This is a genomic window from Alkalihalobacterium elongatum (assembly GCF_019024285.1).
GTDB classification, from domain to species: Bacteria; Bacillota; Bacilli; order Bacillales; family Bacillaceae_F; genus Alkalihalobacterium; species Alkalihalobacterium elongatum.
Genome location: NZ_WMKZ01000006.1, coordinates 133,708 through 157,063, shown reverse-complemented (window position 1 = coordinate 157,063; position 23,356 = coordinate 133,708). Strand labels below are relative to the sequence as shown.

Annotated in this window: 20 protein-coding genes and 1 riboswitch; all 20 genes read left to right on the top strand. The window is 37.2% G+C overall.

Translation table 11 applies throughout. From position 1 onward, the window contains the following. The first annotated feature begins 228 nt into the window (after positions 1-228). The 20 genes from GKP30_RS09980 (at position 229) to GKP30_RS09885 (ending at position 23,287) form a co-directional block, all read left to right on the top strand. Positions 229-1,491 (top strand): NAD(P)-dependent malic enzyme, encoded by a 1,263-nt coding sequence (locus GKP30_RS09980; RefSeq protein ID WP_216829284.1) that lies wholly within the window; start codon positions 229-231, stop codon positions 1,489-1,491. A gap of 133 nt (positions 1,492-1,624) precedes the next feature. Then, positions 1,625-2,029: a hypothetical protein gene (locus GKP30_RS09975; protein ID WP_216829283.1), complete on the top strand. Its 405-nt coding sequence runs from the start codon at positions 1,625-1,627 to the stop codon at positions 2,027-2,029. A 20-nt stretch (positions 2,030-2,049) separates the two neighbouring features. Then, positions 2,050-2,814, top strand: a complete 765-nt coding sequence (locus GKP30_RS09970; protein WP_407928606.1) for a metallophosphoesterase — start codon at positions 2,050-2,052, stop codon at positions 2,812-2,814. Positions 2,815-2,908: 94 nt separating this feature from the next. Next, entirely contained in the window at positions 2,909-3,817 is a 909-nt protein-coding gene (locus tag GKP30_RS09965; protein WP_216829282.1) for a MerR family transcriptional regulator, read from the top strand. Between the two features lie 153 nt (positions 3,818-3,970). Then, positions 3,971-4,573: a genetic competence negative regulator gene (locus GKP30_RS09960; protein ID WP_216829281.1), complete on the top strand. Its 603-nt coding sequence runs from the start codon at positions 3,971-3,973 to the stop codon at positions 4,571-4,573. A 346-nt stretch (positions 4,574-4,919) separates the two neighbouring features. Continuing rightward, entirely contained in the window at positions 4,920-5,837 is a 918-nt protein-coding gene (locus GKP30_RS09955; protein WP_216829280.1) for a D-alanine--D-alanine ligase family protein, read from the top strand. A gap of 163 nt (positions 5,838-6,000) precedes the next feature. Continuing rightward, positions 6,001-7,281: a Glu/Leu/Phe/Val family dehydrogenase gene (locus GKP30_RS09950; protein ID WP_236034998.1), complete on the top strand. Its 1,281-nt coding sequence runs from the start codon at positions 6,001-6,003 to the stop codon at positions 7,279-7,281. A 107-nt stretch (positions 7,282-7,388) separates the two neighbouring features. Continuing rightward, complete coding sequence (locus tag GKP30_RS09945) at positions 7,389-8,378, top strand: YpdA family putative bacillithiol disulfide reductase (protein ID WP_216829279.1); 990 nt, start codon at positions 7,389-7,391, stop codon at positions 8,376-8,378. Positions 8,379-8,480: 102 nt separating this feature from the next. After that, positions 8,481-9,443: an asparaginase gene (locus GKP30_RS09940; RefSeq protein WP_216829278.1), complete on the top strand. Its 963-nt coding sequence runs from the start codon at positions 8,481-8,483 to the stop codon at positions 9,441-9,443. 36 nt (positions 9,444-9,479) lie between these two features. Beyond that, a complete protein-coding gene (gene prsW, locus GKP30_RS09935; protein ID WP_216829277.1) occupies positions 9,480-10,127 on the top strand; it encodes a glutamic-type intramembrane protease PrsW in 648 nt (215 codons plus the stop codon). A 10-nt stretch (positions 10,128-10,137) separates the two neighbouring features. Beyond that, complete coding sequence (locus tag GKP30_RS09930) at positions 10,138-10,302, top strand: hypothetical protein (RefSeq protein ID WP_216829276.1); 165 nt, start codon at positions 10,138-10,140, stop codon at positions 10,300-10,302. Positions 10,303-10,511: 209 nt separating this feature from the next. Further along, positions 10,512-10,621, top strand: a riboswitch (SAM riboswitch). Positions 10,622-10,711: 90 nt separating this feature from the next. Beyond that, positions 10,712-11,818, top strand: a complete 1,107-nt coding sequence (locus tag GKP30_RS09925; protein ID WP_216829293.1) for a methionine biosynthesis PLP-dependent protein — start codon at positions 10,712-10,714, stop codon at positions 11,816-11,818. Positions 11,819-11,832: 14 nt separating this feature from the next. Continuing rightward, positions 11,833-12,996: a cystathionine beta-lyase gene (gene metC / locus GKP30_RS09920; RefSeq protein ID WP_216829275.1), complete on the top strand. Its 1,164-nt coding sequence runs from the start codon at positions 11,833-11,835 to the stop codon at positions 12,994-12,996. Positions 12,997-13,021: 25 nt separating this feature from the next. Next, on the top strand, positions 13,022-14,875 hold the full coding sequence (locus GKP30_RS09915) for a bifunctional homocysteine S-methyltransferase/methylenetetrahydrofolate reductase (protein WP_216829274.1): 1,854 nt from the start codon (positions 13,022-13,024) through the stop codon (positions 14,873-14,875). 99 nt (positions 14,876-14,974) lie between these two features. Continuing rightward, positions 14,975-18,421 carry a methionine synthase gene (gene metH / locus GKP30_RS09910; RefSeq protein WP_216829273.1) on the top strand — a complete coding sequence of 1,149 codons (3,447 nt, stop codon included), beginning with the start codon at positions 14,975-14,977 and terminating at the stop codon, positions 18,419-18,421. A gap of 191 nt (positions 18,422-18,612) precedes the next feature. After that, complete coding sequence (locus GKP30_RS09905; protein ID WP_216829292.1) at positions 18,613-19,722, top strand: cell wall hydrolase; 1,110 nt, start codon at positions 18,613-18,615, stop codon at positions 19,720-19,722. Between the two features lie 16 nt (positions 19,723-19,738). Next, positions 19,739-21,094: a germination protein YpeB gene (gene ypeB, locus GKP30_RS09900; protein ID WP_216829272.1), complete on the top strand. Its 1,356-nt coding sequence runs from the start codon at positions 19,739-19,741 to the stop codon at positions 21,092-21,094. 92 nt (positions 21,095-21,186) lie between these two features. Then, positions 21,187-21,849: a flagellar brake protein gene (locus GKP30_RS09895; protein WP_216829271.1), complete on the top strand. Its 663-nt coding sequence runs from the start codon at positions 21,187-21,189 to the stop codon at positions 21,847-21,849. 176 nt (positions 21,850-22,025) lie between these two features. Then, entirely contained in the window at positions 22,026-22,697 is a 672-nt protein-coding gene (cmk, locus tag GKP30_RS09890; protein WP_216829270.1) for a (d)CMP kinase, read from the top strand. A 5-nt stretch (positions 22,698-22,702) separates the two neighbouring features. Further along, on the top strand, positions 22,703-23,287 hold the full coding sequence (locus GKP30_RS09885; RefSeq protein ID WP_216829269.1) for a lysophospholipid acyltransferase family protein: 585 nt from the start codon (positions 22,703-22,705) through the stop codon (positions 23,285-23,287). Positions 23,288-23,356 lie beyond the last annotated feature (69 nt).

Sequence of the window (23,356 nt, the reverse complement as noted above, 5' to 3'; positions counted from 1 at the left end):
AAATAAAGAGTGGCACTCACCCTCATTAGGGTGAATGCCACTCTATTTTTTATTTACTGGGTTTTGTCCCAGCCTCTTTTCTTCCTAGAAATCTTTCGGAAATAGAAAAGTTCTCAAATAATACACAATATTTATTAAATGTTGGTTGATTTTAACAGTGTGATGTATTAAAATAACATAAATATTTTAAAAAATCAGAAAATAAAAAAACAGGAGTGAGAGAACAAAATGACTTTAAAGGAAGAAGCCTTACGGATGCATAAAGAGCATCAAGGAAAGCTTGAAGTAATCTCAAAAGTATCAGTGCAGAATACGCGTGACTTAAGCTTAGCGTATTCACCAGGGGTAGCTGAACCCTGTAAGGAAATTGCAAATGACCAAGATCGTGTATTTGATTACACGATGAAAGGAAATACTGTTGCTGTTGTATCTGACGGTACAGCGGTATTAGGTTTAGGTAATATTGGTCCTGAAGCAGCTATGCCTGTTATGGAAGGAAAAGCGTTATTATTTAAATCCTTTGCTGGAGTGGATGCTTTTCCGATTTGTCTTGACACGAACGATGTAGAAGAGATCATTCGCACTGTAAAGCTTCTTCAACCTACGTTTGGTGGTATTAATCTAGAAGATATTGCAGCACCGAATTGCTTTATTATTGAAGAACGACTGAAAAAAGAGATGAATATTCCAGTATTTCATGATGATCAACATGGGACAGCGATTGTCACAGCAGCTGGATTGTTGAATTCACTAAAATTAACAAAAAAAGGGCTTTCTGATATAAAAGTAGTAATCAATGGAGCAGGTTCAGCAGGTATCGCTATCGTAAAGCTATTGAACTCAATGGGTGTACAGCATATTATTTTATGTGACTCAAAAGGTGCGATATTTAAAGGTCGTCCTTATGGAATGAATCCAGTAAAGGAAGAAGTTTCTGAATATACAAACAATGAAAGACTGGAAGGAACTTTAGCAGATGTGATTGTAGGCACTGATGTGTTTATAGGTGTATCTGTGGAAGGTGCACTAACAAAAGCGATGGTGCGCTCCATGAATAGTGATCCAATTATTTTCGCAATGGCAAATCCTAACCCAGAAATTTTACCTAGTGATGCAGTTGATGCGGGTGCAAGAATTGTTGGGACAGGAAGGTCGGATTTTCCGAATCAAGTGAATAATGTTTTAGCCTTCCCAGGTATATTTAGAGGGGCATTGGATGTTTTTGCGACTGATATAAATGAAAGTATGAAAATTGCAGCTGTTTATGCGATTGCAAGTTTAGTATCTGAAAATGAGCTAAAGCCAGATTACATTATTCCTAATCCTTTTGACCCGAGAGTTGCACCAGAAGTAGCAAAGAGTGTTGCGCAAGCTGCCTTAGAAACTGGTGTGGCAAGGAAAATGGTGAATTCTGAAGAAATAGCCTCAAGGACTAGAAGGATGTCTGCCATTAGAGATAATGTTTACTTAAGTTGTAATCTTGGTGGTTGATAAAATAGTGCTCGTGGAATTTTATTGTACTAAAAAATAATTAGCCGATATATTTTGGTAGTAAGAGGAGAACTGGTTAGTCCTCCTCTTACTTTTTTTGTATTTTTTTTTTTTTGAGGGGAGCAGCTGTAATTTGAATAATTGGATAGTTAGAAAGTTACTACTAATAATCGTCGGAAATATATGTATTAGTGGCTCCGCCCGAACAATACCTTCTCCATTTTCTATATCCTTCTCTGAATGGTTAGGGGAGTTAATTTTTTCGCCATTTTCAATTCTAGGTGCAACTATTTTATTTATTTTAGGATTTTTAGCGTTAGCTTTTCTAGTAAAGGGCATTATATTAAAAGTAATCGTTCCTTATTTGAATAAGATGCCTATTTATCCTGGTGAAACCGTAATCGCTATTTGTACAATATGTTCATTTATCCTTCAAATCGTACTACATCCACTTATAGGTTTTCTGGGCATAATTTTAGCTATTACATATGGTATAATGGAGGCTAATGAAGGAAAAGTTTATGATAGAAATTCGTAAAGGAGAAATGGGAAATTGTGATTTATATTATTATTGGTAGTATAGCAATTTTGCTAGGTACCTGTTTATTATTCTTTATGTATAAAGAGGCATTTCGCAATCATGTTAGTGAAATAGAACTTAAATTTCCTAATTTTCCTCAATCTTTTGACGGAATGAGGATTTTTTTTATTTCTGATCTACATTTTCGCATAATTGATACGGAAATAATTAGCCAAGTCAAAGGAAAAGTTGATTTAGTTATTATTGGTGGAGATATGCTAGAGAGAAAAGTTCCATTTTCAAATATTGAAAAAAATCTTGAATTACTTCGAACTTTAGGCCCTATTCATTTTGTTTGGGGGAATAATGATTATGAAGGTGATTTTAGAAGGCTGGATGCAACCTTGCTTGAAAAAGGCGTACAAATATTAGATAATACAGCAATTACATATGAAAACAATGAAGAAAAAGTGGTATTGTTAGGTGTCGATGATGTGGGTTGCGAAAGAGATCGTTTAGACCTGGCTCTTCAAGATAGTGACGAAGGATTTCGGATATTAATTAGCCATAATCCTAGTATTGTTGAACAAATACAAGATGAGAACAACATTAGTTTAGTGTTATCTGGTCATACGCATGGGGGGCAAATTCGTGTGTTCGGTTATGGAATATCAGAAATCGGCGGATTGAAGAAGCGGAATAATACAACACTTTTTATTAGTAATGGTTATGGGACAACTGGATTAACACTACGTTTAGGGGCTAGAGCAGAAACTCATTTGATCACGTTACGATCTAACTGAAATATTTATTAAGCGTTTATTATACAAAGTTTACACAAACGTTTTCCTCTATTATACTAAAGATAATAAAAGTTGGTGGTTTGGAGGAAGTTCAATGTCTTCAAAAGAAGGTAAATATAATATTAAAGCAATATGCCAAATGCTCGGAATTCAACCTGGTACACTCAGAGCTTGGGAAAGAAGATATAAAATGATAGAGCCTGTCAGGAATCCTGCTGGACACAGGTTATATACGGAGGAACATGTAGCGATCTTACGCTGGCTTATTGAAAAGGTGAATAATGGTTTCACAATAGGTCAAGCGGTGGGGCTTATGGAGAAAGGTAATATTATTTTTGATATTACAGCGGATAAGAAAAAGGACGATTACTCTGAACAATTAGCGGATGAAATTTTAGAAGCTTTACTTCAATTCAGAGAAAATAAAGCCCATGAATTAATGAATCAAGCATTTAGTCTTTTTAATGTAGAGAAGGTTACGATTGAAATACTAGGCCCATTATTAGTAACAGTTGGTGATATGTGGGAAAAAGGTGAGATAACTGTTGCTCATGAGCACTTTATATCTAGTTTCTTAAGAACAAAAATAGGGAATATATTCCAAAGTTTTCCTGTTGATGGCTATTTGCCAAAAGTAGTTGCAGTTTGCGGTCCACAGGAGAAGCATGAATTAGGCTTACTTATTTTTACATTGTTTTTAAGACGAAAGGGATTTGAAGTCGTTTATTTAGGTGGAGGTATACCCGAGAGGGATGTTGAACTGGTTATTAAAGAAGTAGGAGCAAAGTTTTTCTTTACCTCTTGCACGTTATCTCTCAACCTTCCAAGTACATTTGCGCTTATTGATCATCTTCATAAAACATTCGAAGATTTAATAATTGGTGTAGGCGGCACTGCATTAATTTACATGTCAGAAAAGGATGAGCAACAGTATGGAAAATATGTTGTTGGTGTAACGAAACAAGAATGGGAAAGTTGGTTATCTGCTCACTTAAAACGTTAATCTAATTCTTAGGAAATGATTGTAAACCAAGAACCATCGACGTTCCTCTGACATATCTTATAGTAACAATTACGACAACAAACGGTACAATATACGCATTAACCGTTCAATGAACGGTCTGGGGCGATAAGCCTGGCACAGGGAGGGTCATAGATGCGTTTAGAGCGTTTAACCATGGATAAAATAAAAATTTTTTTAACTTTTGATGACCTGAAAGAAAGAGGGATGACAAAGGAAGATTTGTGGATGGATGGTCCAAAAGTGCATGACCTATTTCGTGAAATGATGTCAGAAGCAGATGATGAATTAGGTTTCAAAGCAGATGGTCCAGTCGCTGTCGAAGTCTTTGTCATGCCTGCACAAGGTATGGTCATTATTGTAACAAAAGGGTCAAAAGACGATGATGAATATGAAGATGATTACGATGATGGATACATTGAAATGAAGGTAACACTCGATGAAAGTGATGAAGTATTTTATGAGTTTGACAGCTTTGAAGACGTAATTGCATTATCTTCTAGGCTGTATCCATTTGGGGTTGTTGGTGGAACATTATTCTCTTGTGACAATAAATTTTATCTAAAATTTGAAGAATATGATTTAATCGGAGTTGATGATGATTCCTTTATCGCTTTATTATCGGAATTTGGTAACCCTTCTACTACAACCACCCACTGGATCGCAGAATACGGAAAAGAACTAATGAAAGTCGAAGCGATTTATAGGACGTTTCATACATTTGTCAAACGACCTTAAATGTTGCGCCCCTAAAATAAGGGGCGTTTTTTATTAGGATTTTTTCGTAAACTTTGTGCTAAAGCTTCACGTCAGAGCGTGAAAAACCAAGCTTGGGTTTGGTTAACGGTCCAATAGATAAAAAGTAACAATCTTATAGAAAAAAGTCATTTATTATCTCGTAGTTTCCTAGTCTCATCTAGAAAGGGGCTTTTTATGTCTCTGCCCCCGCGAGTTGAGGACCCTTACGCTTTTCTTTACTTCGTGTTATTATATTAGAGGTTATGGTAATTTTTGTTGCGTTGTAGCAACAACTTTATAGGCGAATATAATGAGGATACATATTATTTTAGGAGTGATACTCAATATGAAAATTGGTGTATTGTACGGTGGGACATCAGCTGAGCGAGAAGTTTCTTTGTCTTCTGGTAAAGGAATTATTGATGCCCTTTCTAAAAAAGGACATGAAGTAATCGGTATTGATTTTCATCCACAGCGAATTAAAGAAATTATCGAACTAAATGTCGATATTGTATATATTGGTTTACATGGACGATACGGAGAAGATGGTAGAATTCAAGCTTTACTTGAAATGTTAGATATTCCTTACGTGGGATCAGGGGTATTAGGATCAGCTTTAGCAATGGATAAGGCTAAGGCTAAAACATTTTTTCACAAAAGTGGAATCCGCGTAGCTGGAGAAATGGTTCTATATAAACATAGTTATGAAAAAGAACAATTTAAATGGCATTCAAATTATCCAGCAGTTGTTAAGCCTAATCAAGAAGGGTCAACAATCGGGTTAACGATTGCGCAGGATGAACAAGAGTTATTAACTGGTATTGAAGAAGCGTTTAAGTTTGACGATACCGTTTTAATCGAAGAGTTTATTGATGGTGTCGAAGTAACGGTTGCTGTTATGGGGAATAAAGGAGAAGAAAAAGCATTACCAGTTGTTGAAATTGTTCCCAAAAATAAATATTATGATTATGAGGCAAAGTATGCACCAGGTATGAGTGAGCATATTGTACCTGCTCGAGTGACTGATGAAGTTACGAATTTACTTCAAATAAATGCTGTACTTGCGCATCAAGCATTAGGGTGCGATATCTACTCTCGTGTTGATTTCATTGTTCCTAAGGACGGTAGTGAACCTGTAATACTAGAAGTAAATACACTTCCAGGGATGACTCCAACGAGCCTCTACCCTGATGCTGCAAGAGAAATCGGATTATCTTATGAAGATATGATTGAACGGTTAGTAGAGCTCTCAACAAAAAAATAGAAATATTATTATGATAAAATGTTTGCTCATTAGAAAGTGAGCAGACATTTTATTTTTTTTGTAGCAATGGGTGGAAAAACTAAGTCTTTTTCTTTATAGTTATAGAAGGTAAGTTTTTAATATAATTACACTTTTGTTTGATTATATCTTCGAGGTGAATTTCATGGTAGAGAAGGACATGCAGGAAGCTGAATCTAAAGAAAAGGAAAATATGAATGTTTTATTTTCCACGCAAAAAGTAATAAAAGAGGCATTAGATAAACTGGGCTATGCAGATGAAATGTATGAGTTGATGAAAGAACCAGTTAGAATGTTAACCGTTCGAATTCCAGTTCGAATGGATGATGGTTCAACTAAAATCTTTACTGGATACCGTGCGCAACATAATGATGCTGTAGGTCCGACAAAAGGTGGAGTACGATTCCATCCAAGTGTAACGGAAACTGAAGTGAAAGCGCTATCAATATGGATGAGCCTTAAAGCTGGAATTGTTGATTTACCATACGGTGGAGGTAAAGGCGGTATTGTTTGTGATCCTCGCGATATGTCTTTCCGAGAATTAGAAAGATTAAGTCGTGGATACGTACGTGCCATTAGCCAGGTAGTTGGACCGACGAAGGATATTCCAGCTCCAGATGTTTTTACAAACTCACAGATTATGGCTTGGATGCTTGATGAATATAGTAGAATTCGTGAATTTGACTCCCCAGGTTTTATAACTGGGAAGCCGATTGTACTCGGTGGATCGCACGGTCGTGAATCGGCTACTGCGAAGGGTGTTACGATTTGTATCAGGGAAGCAGCTAAGAAAAAAGGAATTGATATAGAAGGTGCGCGTGTTGTAATTCAAGGATTCGGTAATGCAGGAAGCTTCCTAGCAAAATTCATGCATGACCAAGGGGCAAAAGTGATCGGGATTTCAGATGCATACGGTGCTCTCCATGATCCAGATGGTCTAGATATTGAATATCTACTCGATCGTCGCGATAGCTTTGGTACGGTAACTAATCTATTTAAAGAAACGATTTCAAATAAAGAACTACTAGAGCTCGATTGTGATATCCTTGTACCCGCTGCTATTGAAAATCAGATTACTGAGGAAAATGCAGCAGATATAAAAGCGAAAATCGTTGTTGAGGCTGCAAATGGTCCAACAACGTTAGAAGGTACTCGTATACTTACTGAGAAGGATGTTCTCATCGTCCCCGATGTACTAGCTAGTGCGGGTGGTGTTACGGTTTCTTATTTTGAATGGGTTCAAAATAACCAAGGGTATTACTGGACAGAAGAAGAAGTAGAAGCAAAACTAGAAAAAGTAATGGTACAAGCTTTTAATAATATATATAACCTTTCGCGAGGAAGAAAGGTTAACATGCGATTAGCTGCATACATGGTCGGTGTTCGGAAAATGGCTGAAGCTTCTAGATTTAGAGGCTGGGTATAATAATCTAGAGAAACAGAAGAAATATCATATAATAAACTACAACCCTTGCATCGAATGAATGCAAGGGTTTATAGTTGTTAGAGACGAAACAAGGGGTGGAAAGTGATATGATCGAAGAAGAGGTTATAATCGTAGGTGGAGGTCCTTGTGGTTTAGCAGCTGCGATTGCTTTAATGGAGCAAGGGTATAACCCGTTAGTGATTGAAAAAGATAATATTGTTAGTTCCATATACAGATACCCTACACATCAAACATTTTTTAGTACGAGTGAGAAGCTAGAAATCGGTGGAGTTCCCTTTGTAACTGTTGAAAGAAAGCCCAAGCGTAATCAAGCGCTTTCTTATTACCGTGAAGTAGTTAAACGAAAAGGAATACGTATTAATGCATATGAAAAAGTGTCGGGAGTTACAAAAAAAAGTGATGGAACACTAACAGTAGTTACATATAAAAATCAAGAGTCAACTGTTGAATATCGATGTAAGTATGTCATTATTGCAACTGGTTATTATGATCATCCAAATATGATGGGGGTTAAAGGCGAAGATCTTAATCATGTGTTTCATTATTTTAAAGAAGCTCATCCATACTTTGATAAGGATGTCGTTATCATTGGAGGAAAGAATTCGGCAGTAGATGCTGCACTTGAACTAGAAAGAGTGGGTGCAAGAGTAACTGTTTTATATCGTGGTCATGAATTTTCAAAAAGTGTGAAGCCTTGGATCCTGCCGGAGTTTGTATCTTTAATTAATAATGAAAATATTCAAATGGTTTTTAATGCCGAAGTAACTGAAATTACTAAAGAAACCGTAATTTATGAAGTGCATGGTAGGCAGAGAGAGGAAAAAGCTGATTTTGTATTTGCGATGACTGGCTATCATCCTGATCATTCATTTTTGAATAAGATGGGGGTTGGTAGTGAACAGGAGTCTGGACGCCCAGTTTATAATGAGACAACAATGGAAACGAATGTGGAAGGGATTTTCATTGCAGGTGTTATTGCAGCTGGAAATAACGCCAATGAGATTTTTATTGAAAACGGTCGTTTTCATGGTGGATTAATTGCAGCTGAAATAGCTAGAAGAGATATTGGAAAATAGTAGCTGGGGGCTTTTCTGTTAAAAAGTTCAACGCTCAATACTTATAACCTCTAGAGGTTATAAAGCTAAAAGTTAATATCAAAAAGACAGGGAGATAAGAATATGAGAAAGGTTGCTTTAATTACAACAGGGGGCACAATCGCTTCAAAAAAAATTGCAAGTGGCTTGCTATCATCTGGAGAACTAACAGGTGAAGAACTGGCTGCGCTATGCCGTTTGCCATCCGATATACAAGTAGAGGTACATAGCCTATTTCAACTTCCTAGTATGCATATTGATTTTGATCGGATGCTTGAATTAAAGAAAAAGATTGATGAAGTTTTTGAGGACGAGTCAATAAGTGGAATAGTCGTAACGCACGGAACAGACTCTTTAGAGGAGTCAGCTTACTTTTTAGATTTAGCTGTTACAGATCAAAGGAAAATTGTTGTTACAGGTTCGCAACGTTCTCCCGATGATATAGGGACAGATGTGTATTCAAACCTTCGTAATTCAATTTATGTTGCTGTAGATGAGAGTTTAGATAATGTAGGGACTGTCATTGTATTTAATGAGCGAATTTGGTCAGCGAAATACGTTAAAAAGGTACATGCTTCAAATATGCAAGGGTTCGAGTCTTTTGGCTATGGTTATTTAGGAATTATCGATAATGATGTCGTAAGTGTATATCAAAAGCCACTAGAAAGAGATTGTTATCAAATAGCTAATGAGTTACCGCAAGTTGAGATCATTAAATGCTACGCAGGTGCAGATGGAAAATTTATAAGATGCGCTGTCCGTGAAGGGGCTAAAGGAATAGTCTTAGAAGGTGTAGGGAGAGGTCAAGTTTCTCCACATATGGTAGATGATATTTCTGCAGCAATAAAAGCTGGGGTTCGGATTGTTGTTACTACAAGTGCAGAGGAAGGACAAGTACACACTTCGTATGATTATCGTGGTAGTGCTCATGATTTGAAATTACGAGGGGTCTTTTTAGGTAAAGACTATGACTCAAAGAAGGCAAGAATAAAGCTTGCTGTTTTAATTTCATCTGGCGGTGACATAGAGAAAGGATTTAAAATATAGAGAAATAATTGTAGTTTAGAGAGGATTGGAAATAAGTTGTTTTCGCTCATAACAGCAACCACTGGTCCAGCGATGGCTTTATTTTGTTATTTTTACTTAAAAAACGATGTCAGTAGCCAAGCTTTGTTAATGGTCATAAAGACTTTCATTATTGGTGCCCTTCTAGTTTTCCCAGTAATGGTAATTCAGTACGCATTTGAAGTAGAAGGAGTATTTACTTCAGAGTTTACGATAGCGTTCTTCGGGTATGCATTTACTGAAGAGTTTTTTAAATGGTTCCTCCTTTTTTTCTTTGCTTATAAGCATGCTACCTTTAATAAAACATATGATGGTATTATATATGGGGTTTCCTTGTCATTAGGCTTTGCTTCGGTTGAAAATTTTTTTTATCTTATAGCAAATGGTTTACAAACCGCTTGGCTGCGGGCGTTATTTCCTGTAAGTAGTCATGCATTGTTTGGAGTTATTATGGGATATTATTTAGGAAAAGCAAAGTTTTCTAAAGAACGTCAAAATAGGTATATATTATTTTCGCTATTTTTACCAATTTTACTTCACGGGAGCTATGATTTAATATTATTAACAATGGATAGGTATATTCATATTACGATGCTTTTATTTATGATTGGTCTTTGGACGTTTAGTATACACAAAGTAAAAATGGCAAATTTGAATTATCGTTAGGAGTGAAAGTATGACTGAAAATGTAAGGTATCGAGTCGTAATTCGTTGTCCTAAATGTGGTGAAAAGTTTATCCTACGTGGAAGTCAGGGTAAAGACGGGAAATATGAAACAGGTTTTATACGTTGTGTCTGTGGAAATGAAGATAACCTCATAGTAGATGCTACACCAGAATAAATACAGTGATAAGCGCTAGAAGACTTGTTAATTCGTAAGCTTTTTAGAGCCAAATTTGATGTGATAGGTGAAGAAACGAGCTAATAGTAGTAGAAATACGTAATTTGTCGTTTATTTTCGAATAAAATTTAGTTATTAATATAAAACCTATTGCTTTTTTCACTCAATTCATGTAATTTAGTAACAAGTGAAAATTGAAAATTTACATGTTCTTATCAAGAGAGACGGAGGGAATGGCCCGGTGAAGTCTCAGCAACCAGCTGTATTTTGTGCAGTCAGGTGCTAATTCCAGCAAGCGTAAAGGCTTGATAGATAAGAAGGAGCTTAGTTAATGGAATTGTATTCTTAGCCTTCTTCTTATTTATAAGAGGAAGGCTTTTTGCATCGATAAGAGCGGAGGAGAGACATGATGAATAAAGACCAACTAGAAACCAAATTAGTTCAAATTGGAAATAGACTTGATGAGCATACAGGAACAATTAACACACCTGTATATTTTTCAACCGCCTATCGTCATTCTGGAATTGGAGAATCGACTGGTTTTGATTATTCAAGAACAGGAAACCCAACCCGATTAGTTTTAGAAAAAGCCATTGCCGAGTTAGAACAAGGAGATCAAGGGTTTGCCTGTAGTTCAGGGATGTCAGCCATCCAAACGGTTTTTTCTCTATTTCAGCAAGGGGATGAAATTTTAGCTTCTAGTGATTTATATGGTGGTACGTATCGGTTATTTGAGAAAGGCTGGAAAAATTGGGGGCTATCATTTACATATGGTGACCCAAGAGACATAGAGACTTTTGAACAATTAATTAATAAAAATACAAAAGCGTTATTTATAGAAAGTCCAACCAACCCATTAATGCAGGAGGCGGATATAACTAAACTAGGTCAAGTTGCTAAAAAGCACAACCTACTATTAATTGTTGACAACACATTCTATACACCATTGTTACAACAGCCGATTTCTGAAGGTGCAGATATCGTTATCCATAGTGCTTCAAAATATCTAGGGGGCCATAATGATGTTATTGCGGGTTTAATCGTTGCTAAAGGTGAGGAGCTTTGTGAACGTATTGCCTATTTCCACAATGGGATGGGGGCTATTTTAAGCCCATTTGATTCGTGGTTACTTATCCGGGGGATGAAGACATTATCATTACGAATGGAACAACATCAAAAGAATGCGCGTGAAATTGCTGCATATCTTGAAGCTCATTCTGGAGTAACTGAAGTACTATACCCTGGGCGTGGAGGAATGTTATCTTTTCGCATTAAAGATGCCAATTGGGTCAATCCATTTTTAAAACAAATGAAGTTAATTTCATTTGCTGAAAGTTTAGGTGGAGTGGAAAGTCTAATGACTTACCCAACGACACAAACTCATGCGGATATGCCTGAAGAGGTGCGTATAGCCAACGGTGTTTGTGATCGACTATTACGTTTTTCAGTAGGAATTGAAAACTGCAGAGATCTAATAGCTGATCTTGAGCAAGCTTTTAACCACGTGAATTCATAGAAGGGATGAAAAAAATGACAGAACCATTTACTTTTCAAACGCGTCTACTGCATAATAACCACAAAATAGATAAAGAGACTGGAGCAGTAAGTGTTCCAATTCAGCATGCTTCTACTTTTCACCAATTTGATTTTGATCAGTTTGGAACATTTGATTACGGGCGTTCTGGCAACCCTACGAGAGCAGCGTTAGAAGAAACGATCGCAGAATTAGAAGGCGGTGTTCAAGGTTTTGCTTTTGCATCAGGAATGGCGGCTATATCAACGGCATTTATGCTTTTATCAAAAGGAGATCATGTTGTTGTTACAACAGATGTATATGGTGGTACTTTCCGATTTGTAACCCAAGTGTTAAATCGGCTTGGAATAGAGTACACATTTGTAGACATGACAAAATTAGATGAGATAGAAGCAAGTATTCAAGAAAATACGAAAGTAATTTATGTTGAAACACCTTCTAATCCTACGATGAAAATCACTGATTTAAGAGGAGTTGTAGCATTAGCAAAGAAATACGAATGTTTAACTTTTGTAGATAATACATTTATGACGCCAGCACTCCAAAGACCAATTGAACTAGGAGTAGATGTTGTATTACATAGTGCAACAAAATTTATCGGGGGTCATAGCGATGTAATTGCAGGCTTAGCCGTTGTAAAAGATGAAGAGGTAGGTAAACAATTGGCCTTCTTACAAAACTCATTTGGATCAGTACTAGGTGTGCAAGATTGCTGGCTTGTACTTCGTGGTCTAAAGACATTACATGTTCGTATGGAGCATTCATCAAAAGCTGCTAACGAATTAGCTCTTTGGCTACAGGAGCAACCTGCTGTAGAACGTGTTTATTATCCAGGACTAAAAAGCCATTCAGGATATGAGATACAGAAAGAACAGGCAGATGGGTTCGGAGCTGTGCTCTCATTTGAATTAAAAGATCAGGAAGCGGTTAGACAGTTTGTAGGAAAAGTTGAAGTGCCAGTGTTTGCGGTTAGTCTTGGAGCAGTTGAATCCATCTTATCTTACCCTGCAACAATGTCACATGCGGCAATGCCGAGTGAAGAACGTCAACAAAGAGGAATTACGAACGGCTTGTTAAGGTTATCGGTCGGGTTAGAAAGTGTTGAAGATATAAAAAAGGATTTCATCAATGCTTTTGAAAGCTTGGCGATCACGAAATAACTAAGATAAAAGGACGGGGAAGAATATGGCTTTTCTTGATGCACTAAAAGAAAGGATATTAATAGGAGATGGAGCGATAGGAACTCTGCTTTATTCAAAGGGGATAACTGAAAGCTGCTTTGAACATTTGAACCTCACCAATGGAGAAAAAATATTGCAAGTTCATCAAGAGTATCTTCAAGCAGGAGCAAATGTTATCCAAACCAATACGTATGCTGCTAATTCCATTAAACTGGCAAACTATGGATTTGAAAATAAAGTAACAGAGCTAAATCGAAAAGGTGTTGAGATTGCAAGAAGTGCTGTTCGTGATCTTGATGCTTTTGTACTTGGGACAGTTGGTGGCATCACAGGCCTACAAACAAAGAATGTAACGGATGAAGAAATTTACCGTAGTTTTGAAGAACAACTTGATGTACTGTTAGAGGCAGGTCCAGATGGTTTATTGTTTGAAACTTTTTATAGTTTGGAAGAGTTAAAAAATGTAATTTCGTTAGCTAGAAAGAAGACGGATAAACCAATTGTTGCTCAAGTAGCACTTGGTGATATTGGTGTATTATATGGTGGTATACCAGTTAATGAAGCTCTCACAACCATGATTGAATCAGGGGCTAATGTCGTTGGACTAAATTGTCGCATGGGTCCTTATCATATGATTCGATCATTAGAGGATGTACCGTTATTCGATAATGCTTACTTATCTTGTTATCCGAATGCAAGTTTGCCAGATTATGAAGACGGAAGGTTTTATTACCAATCTAATCCTAAATATTTTGGAGAAAATGCTTTGCGGTTTCGTGATGAAGGAGTGCGCTTACTTGGGGGATGTTGTGGAACAACTCCTGATCACATTCGAGCAATGGCGACAGCATTAAAAGGGTACAAACCGATTACGAAAAAGGATGTTAAGAAGAAACAGCTCGTTATTCAGGTTAGGAGAAACCCGAATGAATCTCAAAAACCAATTGATGAAATTGCTAAGGAACGAACGGCAGTTATTGTAGAGTTGGATCCACCGAAGCAATTACATGTTAATAAATTTCTCGATGGAGCTAAGGCTCTTCATGAAGCGGGGGTAGATGCAGTTACTTTAGCAGATAATTCGCTCGCTTCACCAAGAGTTGATAATATGGCATTGGGAGCCATGATGCAGTCTCAAGTAGGTGCAAGGCCATTAGTTCATCTAACATGTCGTGATCGCAACCTAATTGGTCTTCAATCTCATCTGATGGGACTTCATACACTAGGAATGAATCAAGTGTTAGCGGTAACTGGTGATCCTACAAAAGTTGGAGATTTCCCTGGAGCTACTTCGGTTTATGATTTGACGTCATTTGATTTAATCTCTTTAATTAAACAACTAAACGAAGGGATCTCGTTTTCAGGAAAATCTCTTGGACAGCAAGCGAACTTTACAGTTGGAGCAGCGTTTAATCCTAATGTCCGTTCGTTGGAAAAAGCAGTTATTCGTATGGAGAAAAAAATTGCTGCTGGTGCTGACTATTTCATGACACAACCAGTCTATTGCGAACAGCAAATTGTGGATGTATATGAAGCGACTAAACATATTAAAAAGCCTATTTATCTTGGGATAATGCCATTGACCAGTTCAAGAAATGCAGAGTTTCTTCATAATGAAGTTCCTGGAATTAAGCTGACAGATGAAATTCGCTCGAGAATGGCAGCTTGTGGGGATGATAAAGAAAGAGCTGAAATGGAAGGAATTCATATTGCAAAATCATTGATTGATACGGCTATTAAATATTTTAACGGCATCTATTTAATTACACCGTTTCTGCGTTATGAAATGACGGTAGTGTTAACTCAGTACATTTATGAACAAGTAGGCTATAATCCGTCACTACAAAATCAAGTGTAATAAATACAAGAACTACTGTTTTGTATCGTAAGCTGAAGTATTTAAACAATTATAGAAAAAATATTTGATAGTAGTTGGATGCTAGAAAGGATCGATATTATGGGGAAGAGCCAGTTTGAACAACAATTAGAGAAAAAAATCCTTGTACTTGATGGTGCGATGGGTACAATGCTTCAAGATGCTAATCTAACGGCTGAAGACTTTGGCGGGGAAGAGTATGAGGGCTGTAATGAATATTTAAATATTACAGCTCCTCATGTCATTGAACATATTCATCGGGCTTATTTTGAAGCAGGTGCTGATCTTGTTGAAACCAATACATTTGGTGCGACGAATATCGTATTAGAAGATTATGATTTACAGCATTTAGCTGAAGAGTTAAATATAAAGGCAGCTCAAATCGCAAAAAAAGTCGCTGAAGAGTTTTCAACACCAGAGCATCCTCGATTTGTAGCAGGGGCGATGGGTCCAACTACAAAATCGTTATCAGTAACTGGTGGAGTAACTTTCGATCAACTCATTAAAGCGTATGAACAACAAGTAATTGGTCTCATAAAAGGCGGAGTTGATGTACTTTTACTTGAAACAAGTCAAGATACTAGGAACGTCAAGGCGGCATATTTAGGGATTGATCGTGCTTTTAAACAATTAAGTGTAAAATTACCTATTTTAATTTCGGGGACGATTGAACCGATGGGAACAACTCTAGCCGGGCAAAACATTGAGGCGTTCTATTTGTCGATTGAGCATATGGCACCTACAGTTGTTGGTCTAAACTGTGCAACAGGTCCAGAGTTTATGCAAGATCACATTCGTTCTCTTTCAGAGTTATCGACTTCATACGTTAGTTGTTATCCGAATGCAGGCCTGCCTGATGAAGATGGTAAATATCATGAGACACCGCAATCACTAACGAAAAAGCTAAGTGCATTTGCAGAAAAAGGTTGGTTGAACTTAGTCGGCGGTTGCTGTGGTACGACACCAGCTCATATTAAAGAGATGGCAGAAGCGATGACAGAATATAAGCCGAGAAAAGTTAATACAGGCCATCCTCACGCTGTTTCAGGTATCGAACCGCTAGTATACGATGAAAGTATGAGACCGTTGTTTGTCGGTGAAAGAACAAATGTTATCGGGTCACGTAAATTTAAAACATTAATCGCTGATGGTCTATACGAAGAAGCTTCTGAAATTGCTAGGTCTCAAGTGAAAAAAGGTGCACATATCATCGATGTTTGTTTAGCTGATCCTGACCGAGAAGAGAAAGAAGATATGGAACAATTTTTAAAATATGTAGTAAATAAGGTCAAAGTCCCATTAATGATTGACTCGACGGATGAAGAGGTAATCGAACTTGCACTTACGTATTCGCAAGGAAAGGCAATTATTAACTCTATCAACCTAGAGGACGGTGAAGAGCGATTTGAAAAAGTGGTTCCGCTTATCCACCGTTATGGAGCAGCGGTAGTAGTGGGTACAATCGACGAGGAAGGAATGGCTGTCACAGCAAAAAGAAAGCTTGAAGTAGCTAAGAGATCCTATGATTTATTAGTAAATAAATACGGCCTTCAACCGAATGATCTTATTTTTGATCCACTTGTATTTCCAGTTGGAACAGGCGATGAGCAATATATTGGATCTGCCAAAGAAACGGTAGAAGGTATCCGTCTTATTAAAGAAGCATTCCCTGACTGTTTAACCATTCTTGGGGTTAGTAATGTATCATTCGGGCTACCTCCAGTCGGAAGAGAAGTGTTAAATGCTGTTTATTTATATCATTGTACACAGGCTGGCCTTGATTATGCCATCGTAAATACAGAAAAATTAGAACGTTATGCATCGATTCCTGAACAAGAAAAGCAACTGTCTGACAGACTTTTATTTGAAACAAATGATGAGACTCTAGCTGAGTTTACGGCTTTCTATCGAGGAAAAAAAGTTGAAAAGAAAATTCAAGCCTCGAACTTAACTCTTGAGGAACGTCTAGCAAGTTATATTGTTGAAGGCACTAAAGAAGGATTGATTGAAGATCTAACAAAAGCTTTAGATAAGTTTTCTGATCCATTAGAGATCATTAATGGCCCTCTTATGAATGGAATGGATGAGGTTGGTCGTTTATTTAATAACAATGAATTAATTGTCGCAGAAGTACTTCAAAGTGCTGAAGTAATGAAAGCATCGGTTGCTTTTCTTGAACAGTATATGGAGAAGAAATCAGATGATAATGGAAAAGGGAAAATTCTCCTTGCTACTGTAAAAGGAGATGTTCATGATATCGGTAAAAACTTAGTGGAGATCATTCTAGGGAATAACGGTTTTAAAATTGTTAACCTGGGAATTAAAGTAACTTCCAATGAAATAATAGAGGCAATTAAGAAAGAAAGACCACAAGCTGTCGGTTTATCAGGTTTGTTAGTCAAATCTGCTCAACAAATGGTGCTTACTGCACAAGATTTAAAAGAACAAAATATCTCTATCCCTATTCTTGTAGGTGGGGCGGCATTAACTCGGAAATTTACAGATAACCGAATTTCTCCAGAATATGATGGTGTTGTTCTCTATGCAAAAGATGCGATGAACGGGTTGGATTTAGCAAACAAACTTGTAAAAGAAGACGAAAGAGCAAAATTTGAAGAGGAAAAACGTAAAAAGATGCTTCAAAAGGATAATGAGGAAGTAAAAACTGAAACAAAAGTTAAAACAACGATTCCTCGCTCACAGGTTTCTCAATTAGTGCCGCTTAAAAAGCCTAATGATTTACAACCGCATATTTTAAAGGATTATAAAATATCACACCTTGAACCATATATTAATTTACAGATGCTTCTCGGTAAGCATTTAGGTTTACAAGGGAAAGTAAGTCGCTTATTAGCTGAGGGTGATGAAAAAGCTCTATCATTGAAAGATAAAGTTGAAAGCCTTTTATTTGAAGCTAAGACAAATGGTTTGTTAGAAGCTCGTGGCATGTATCAATTCTTTCCAGCGCAAAGTGACGGTAATGATGTAATTATTTATGATCCTCAAGATCAAAAGACAGAAATTGAAAGATTTTCATTTCCTCGTCAAAATCATGAGCCTTACTTATGTTTAGCTGATTATTTGCGCCCTGTTGACAGTGGTGAAATGGATTATGTTGGATTTTTAGCTGTCACAGCTGGTATTGGTGTACGTGAGAAAGCGATGAAGGCAAAAGATGAAGGTGATTACTTATTTAGTCACTTAATTCAAGCTACGGCACTTGAACTAGCTGAAGGGTTTGCAGAGCGAACTCATCAACTAATGAGAGATCAATGGGGGTTCCCAGATCCAGTAGATATGACGATGGAAGATCGTTTTTCCGCAAAGTATCAGGGAGTGCGAGTGTCATTTGGCTACCCAGCTTGTCCGAATTTAGAAGATCAAGCGAAGTTATTTAAACTTCTTCAGCCTGAAAAAATTGGAATTGAGCTAACAGAGGAATATATGATGGAACCAGAAGCTTCTGTAACGGCGATGGTATTTTCCCATCCAGAAGGTCGTTACTTCAATGTACTTTCTTCTATATAAATTTTGTTTGGAATGTCGTTTCACGGCATTCCTTTTTTGTTTTTTAAAGTTAGAAATAGATTGCTTTGTCAAATATTACGTGAATTTGTATAAAAAGTGGTCAAGTACAAACAATAACCATACGAAATGGTTATCTATCCATGATAAAGAAAAAGCAACAAATTTAAGGAGGTAAGAACATCATGAAGACAATGGCGAACAAGTTAAAATACCCCCTTGTTACAATAATTTGCTTTACTATCATGTTCGGGGGTGTTTTACAGCCGACAGCTCAAGCATTTACAGACCAAGTTATCCAACGTGGAGCAACAGGGGATGATGTTGTTGAGCTACAAGCAAGACTTCAATACATTGGTTTTTATACTCATAAAATCGATGGAGTGTATGGATGGAGTACGTATTGGGCTGTTCGTAATTACCAAAATGAATTTGGTCTAGATGTTGATGGTCTTGTGGGACCACAAATGAAAGAAAGGTTAGAGCGTACAACAAATTTTAATAAGGAATTTGTGCATCGAGCTTTAAATGAAGGCCGTTCTTTTACTCATTACGGAACAACGCCTCTAAAAATTCAAAAAGGACCTAAAGGGAGCCGAGGTCAAAAAGCTCAAAAAGGAGCACCTAAAGAAGATCCAAAGGCACGCCAGCAGGCACAACCGGCACCAAGACAAGAAGAACGTCGTGCTGAACCTGCACCGGCGCCAGATGCACGAGCTCAAGAAGCGCCACAACAACGACAACAACAACCAGAACAACCAGCACCAGAACAACAACCAGCACCAGAACAACAGCCAGAACCAGAACAACCAGCTCAAGAAGCGCCAGCTGAACAACCAGCACCAGCGCCAGAACCAGCAGAGGAGCCTGTTCCAGAACCAGAAACACCAGAAGCACCACCTGGAGATGAACCAAATATCGAGCAAGCGATGAATGTGCCAGCAGGATTTAGTGATAATGACATTCAACTTATGGCTCAGTGTGTTTACGCTGAAGCACGTGGGGAGCCTTATGTCGGTATGGTAGCAGTAGCTGCTGTTATTCTTAATCGTGTAAATAGTGAGGATTTTCCTAATACAATTTCTGAGGTTATTTATGAACCGCGTGCGTTTGAACCAGTCGCAAACGGTGAAATTTACAATAATCCGAGTGAAGAAGCAAGGAGAGCAGTAATGGATGCAATCAATGGTCAAGATCCAACAGGGCATGCGTTGTACTTTTTTAATCCAGCTACAGCGAGATCTCCTTGGGTTTGGTCAAGACCACAAATTAAAACAATTGGTAAACATGTATTTGCTAAATAGGTTGGAGGTGATGTAAATGATTCGTTCAATAATTATAGGAGTACTAGCATTAGGCTTAATTGCAACTTCATATTGGGGCTATACTGAACATGAACAAAATGCACTTCTTGCAAACAATGTAGAAGCTGGCTATCAAAGGGCTTTCCATACTCTCGTATATCATGTGGACCAGCTAGAAGATGATTTAGGGGCTGTATTAGCAATGAACACGAAACGTCACATTTCACCTAAACTAGCGGATATTTGGAGAGTTACTTCACATGCTCAAAGTGAAATTGGACAGCTTCCTCTTGGGATGATGGAAATTCATGAAGCGGAAAAATTCCTACATGACTTAGGAGATTTTAGTTACAAAACATCTATCCGTGATTTAGAAACGGATCCGCTAACAGACGAGGAATATGATACCCTTACACACCTGTACGAAATGTCAACAGATGTTAGAAATGAATTACGGAAAGCACAAGCATCATTATTAAGCAACAATATGTTATGGATGGATATTGATCAAGAGTTTCAGGCTTTAGACGAACCATTAGATAATACTGTTATAAATGGATTTGAAACTGTGAATGAGAAGGTCACAGGTTATAGAGAAACTGAATGGGGAGCAGGGTTCTCCCAAATGGATGCATTCAATGATGAAGATCTAGCGGAAAGACTGAATGGTGAAAAAATTAATGAGGAAGAAGCTAGACAAAAAGCGTTAGAGTTTATTGGTATCGATGGTAATGTTGAGGTACAAGTATCCCAAACAGGTGAAGGCTTAGCTTATACAGCATACAGCTTAACGATTGATGACCCAAATCATGAGACTAACTATTTTATGGATATTACTGAAAGTGGTGGACATGTTCTTTGGTTCTTGCAATATCGTGAAATTGTTGAACAAAATATTAGTTTAAATGAAGCTGCTGAAAATGCAAAAGACTTTCTAGAGAGAAATGGCATTGAAGGAATGCAGCTCATTGAAAGTAAGCAATACGATTCAATTGGGGCATTTGAATTTGCATACTTAGAAGATAATGTTCGAGTGTATGCTGATCACATCGTTATTGAAGTTGCTTTAGATGATGGCGATGTTATTGCCTATGAAGCAGAGGATTATCTATTAAATCATAAAGATGATCGTGATATCGCTGAGCCAAATATAACGAAAGAAGAAGCTCGTGATCATTTAAATGGAAAACTTGATGTGATGGAGGATCATCTAGCAATTATTGTTAATGATCTGGGAGAAGAAGTTCTTTGCTATGAGTTTTATGGTGTAATTAATAATGATACTTATCGCATTTTCATTAATGCTGAAGATGGACAAGAAGAGTTAGTAGAAAAACTCGATAATGCTGAACCAGTATACGATCTTGCATAATTTTTAAAAGAAGAAGCATTAATTGCTTCTTCTTTTTCTAAATCCATGCGATAATACAAAGGAGAAACATGCAATATAGGAGGAATTTTCCTTTGATAGAAATAGGAACAACGATACATCTTGAGCCCAGAAATAATCTTGACGCTAGCAGAGTTCAATCACATCTCTTCAAATGTCGATTGGTTGACAAAGGTGAAAACACATTAATCGTTGACCACCCTATGAATGAGTCGACTGGGAAATTAGGATTTTTTTATGAAGGGTTTCAATTTAATGCGTGGTATGTCGGTAAAGACCAGGCTATTTATAGCTTTGAAACCTCTTTACAAGGAAGGGAAAAAGGAAACATACCGATGTTCAGGATTTTTGATCCTGGTGGTGAAACGTATATTAGAATTCAAAGAAGAAATTACGTCCGAATAAACACATCAATAGATGTTGCGCTTCATCCAAAGGATGTACCATTTGATCCATTTACGGCATTAACGATGGATATAAGTGGGGGAGGAGCAGCGATAACAATACCCACTGGAAAAACAATACCACCTAACGGCTTAATACGATGTTGGTTTGTTCTACATATGCAATCTGGTGAAACCCATTATATACCAACGATTTGCAAGATCATCAGGATAATTAAAACAAACCCCACTTCAAATGATCGTGTATCTTTACAATTTGTAGAAATTAGTGATAAAGACCGGCAAAAGGTCATACGGTTTTGTTTTGAGAAACAACTGGCAACGAAAAGATAAAAAGAGTGCAGAATAGATAATTGATTTGTAAAAATATTAAGAAGATTTGTTAATTAGTTGCAATAGTTAGACCTTTAATATTCCAATATGGTATAATATGATAGTGTTATTAGATATTATTACCTTTATTGGAAACTGCAATTGACAACTAAGATGGATCGTAGTAGAGGTGTTTTATGAAGCGAAAAACAAATATAGCAATTGATGGACCCGCTGGAGCAGGAAAGAGTACTGTAGCGAAAATGGTTGCTGAACAGTTATCATATTTATATATAGATACAGGTGCAATGTATCGTGCTTTAACATACAGTGCGTTGAAGAGTTCAATAGACCCTAAGGATGGTAGAAAGCTATGGGAGTTACTCGATAAAATTTCGATAAGACTCAAGCCTACTTCGTCAGGAACTTTAGTTTATGTAAACGATGAAGAGGTGACAGAAGAAATACGTTCAAGTGAAGTCACAAATACAGTATCTATCGTAGCCAGTCATGAAGAAGTACGTATCGAGATGGTAAAGCAACAGCAAAAAATGGCTGAAAGTGGCGGAACAGTTATGGATGGAAGAGACATAGGTACTCACGTTCTTCCGCATGCAGATGTGAAAGTATTTCTAACTGCTTCAGTCGAAGAGCGTGCAAAAAGAAGGCATGAAGAAAATATTCAAAAAGGATTTCCTTCTGACCTTGATAAACTAAAAGAAGAGATTGCACGCCGTGATGAGCTAGATTCAAATCGTGAGTTTGCTCCTTTACAACAAGCTTCAGATGCAGTTGTAATCGACTCTACTCATATGTCCATACCTGATGTGGTTGAAAATATATTACATTTAGTTGAGGAGAGATTCTAAATATCATGAATTTATATGTATTTGGACGAGGTTTGTTTAGGACGTTTTTCTCCACAACTTACCGTGTTGAAACAATAGGTTTAGAAAATATTCCTAAAGAAGGTCCTGTATTATTATGTAGTAACCATATTCATAATTTTGATCCCCCATTCTTAGGGGCATATGTACATAGAAAAGTACATTTTATGGCTAAAGCGGAATTGTTTAAAGTTCCTATATTAGGTCACCTAGTGTCAGGTGTTGGTGCCTTTCCTGTTAAAAGGGGAGCTGGCGATAAACAAGCTTTAAAGCTAGGTTTAAAAATTTTAAAAGATGGAGAAGCACTTGGGTTATTTCCAGAAGGAACGAGAAGCAAGGATGGTCAATTAGGAAAAGGATTAGCAGGTGCTGGTTTTTTTGCATTAAGAACTGATGCAGTAGTTATTCCTTGTGCGATCATAGGGAGTTATAAACCATTTAGTAAGCTAACAGTAATATATGGTGAACCTTTAGAAATGGAGAGCTTACGTGTAGCTAAAGCATCCTCTGGGGAAGTAACTGACTATATTATGAAAGCTATTGGAGAGCTATTACATAAGCACAAGAAATGATTTGGGTAATGTGGCACAGCTCTTTCACATCGTGAAAGGTGTAATTATAAATAGTGATAATCGTCCCGA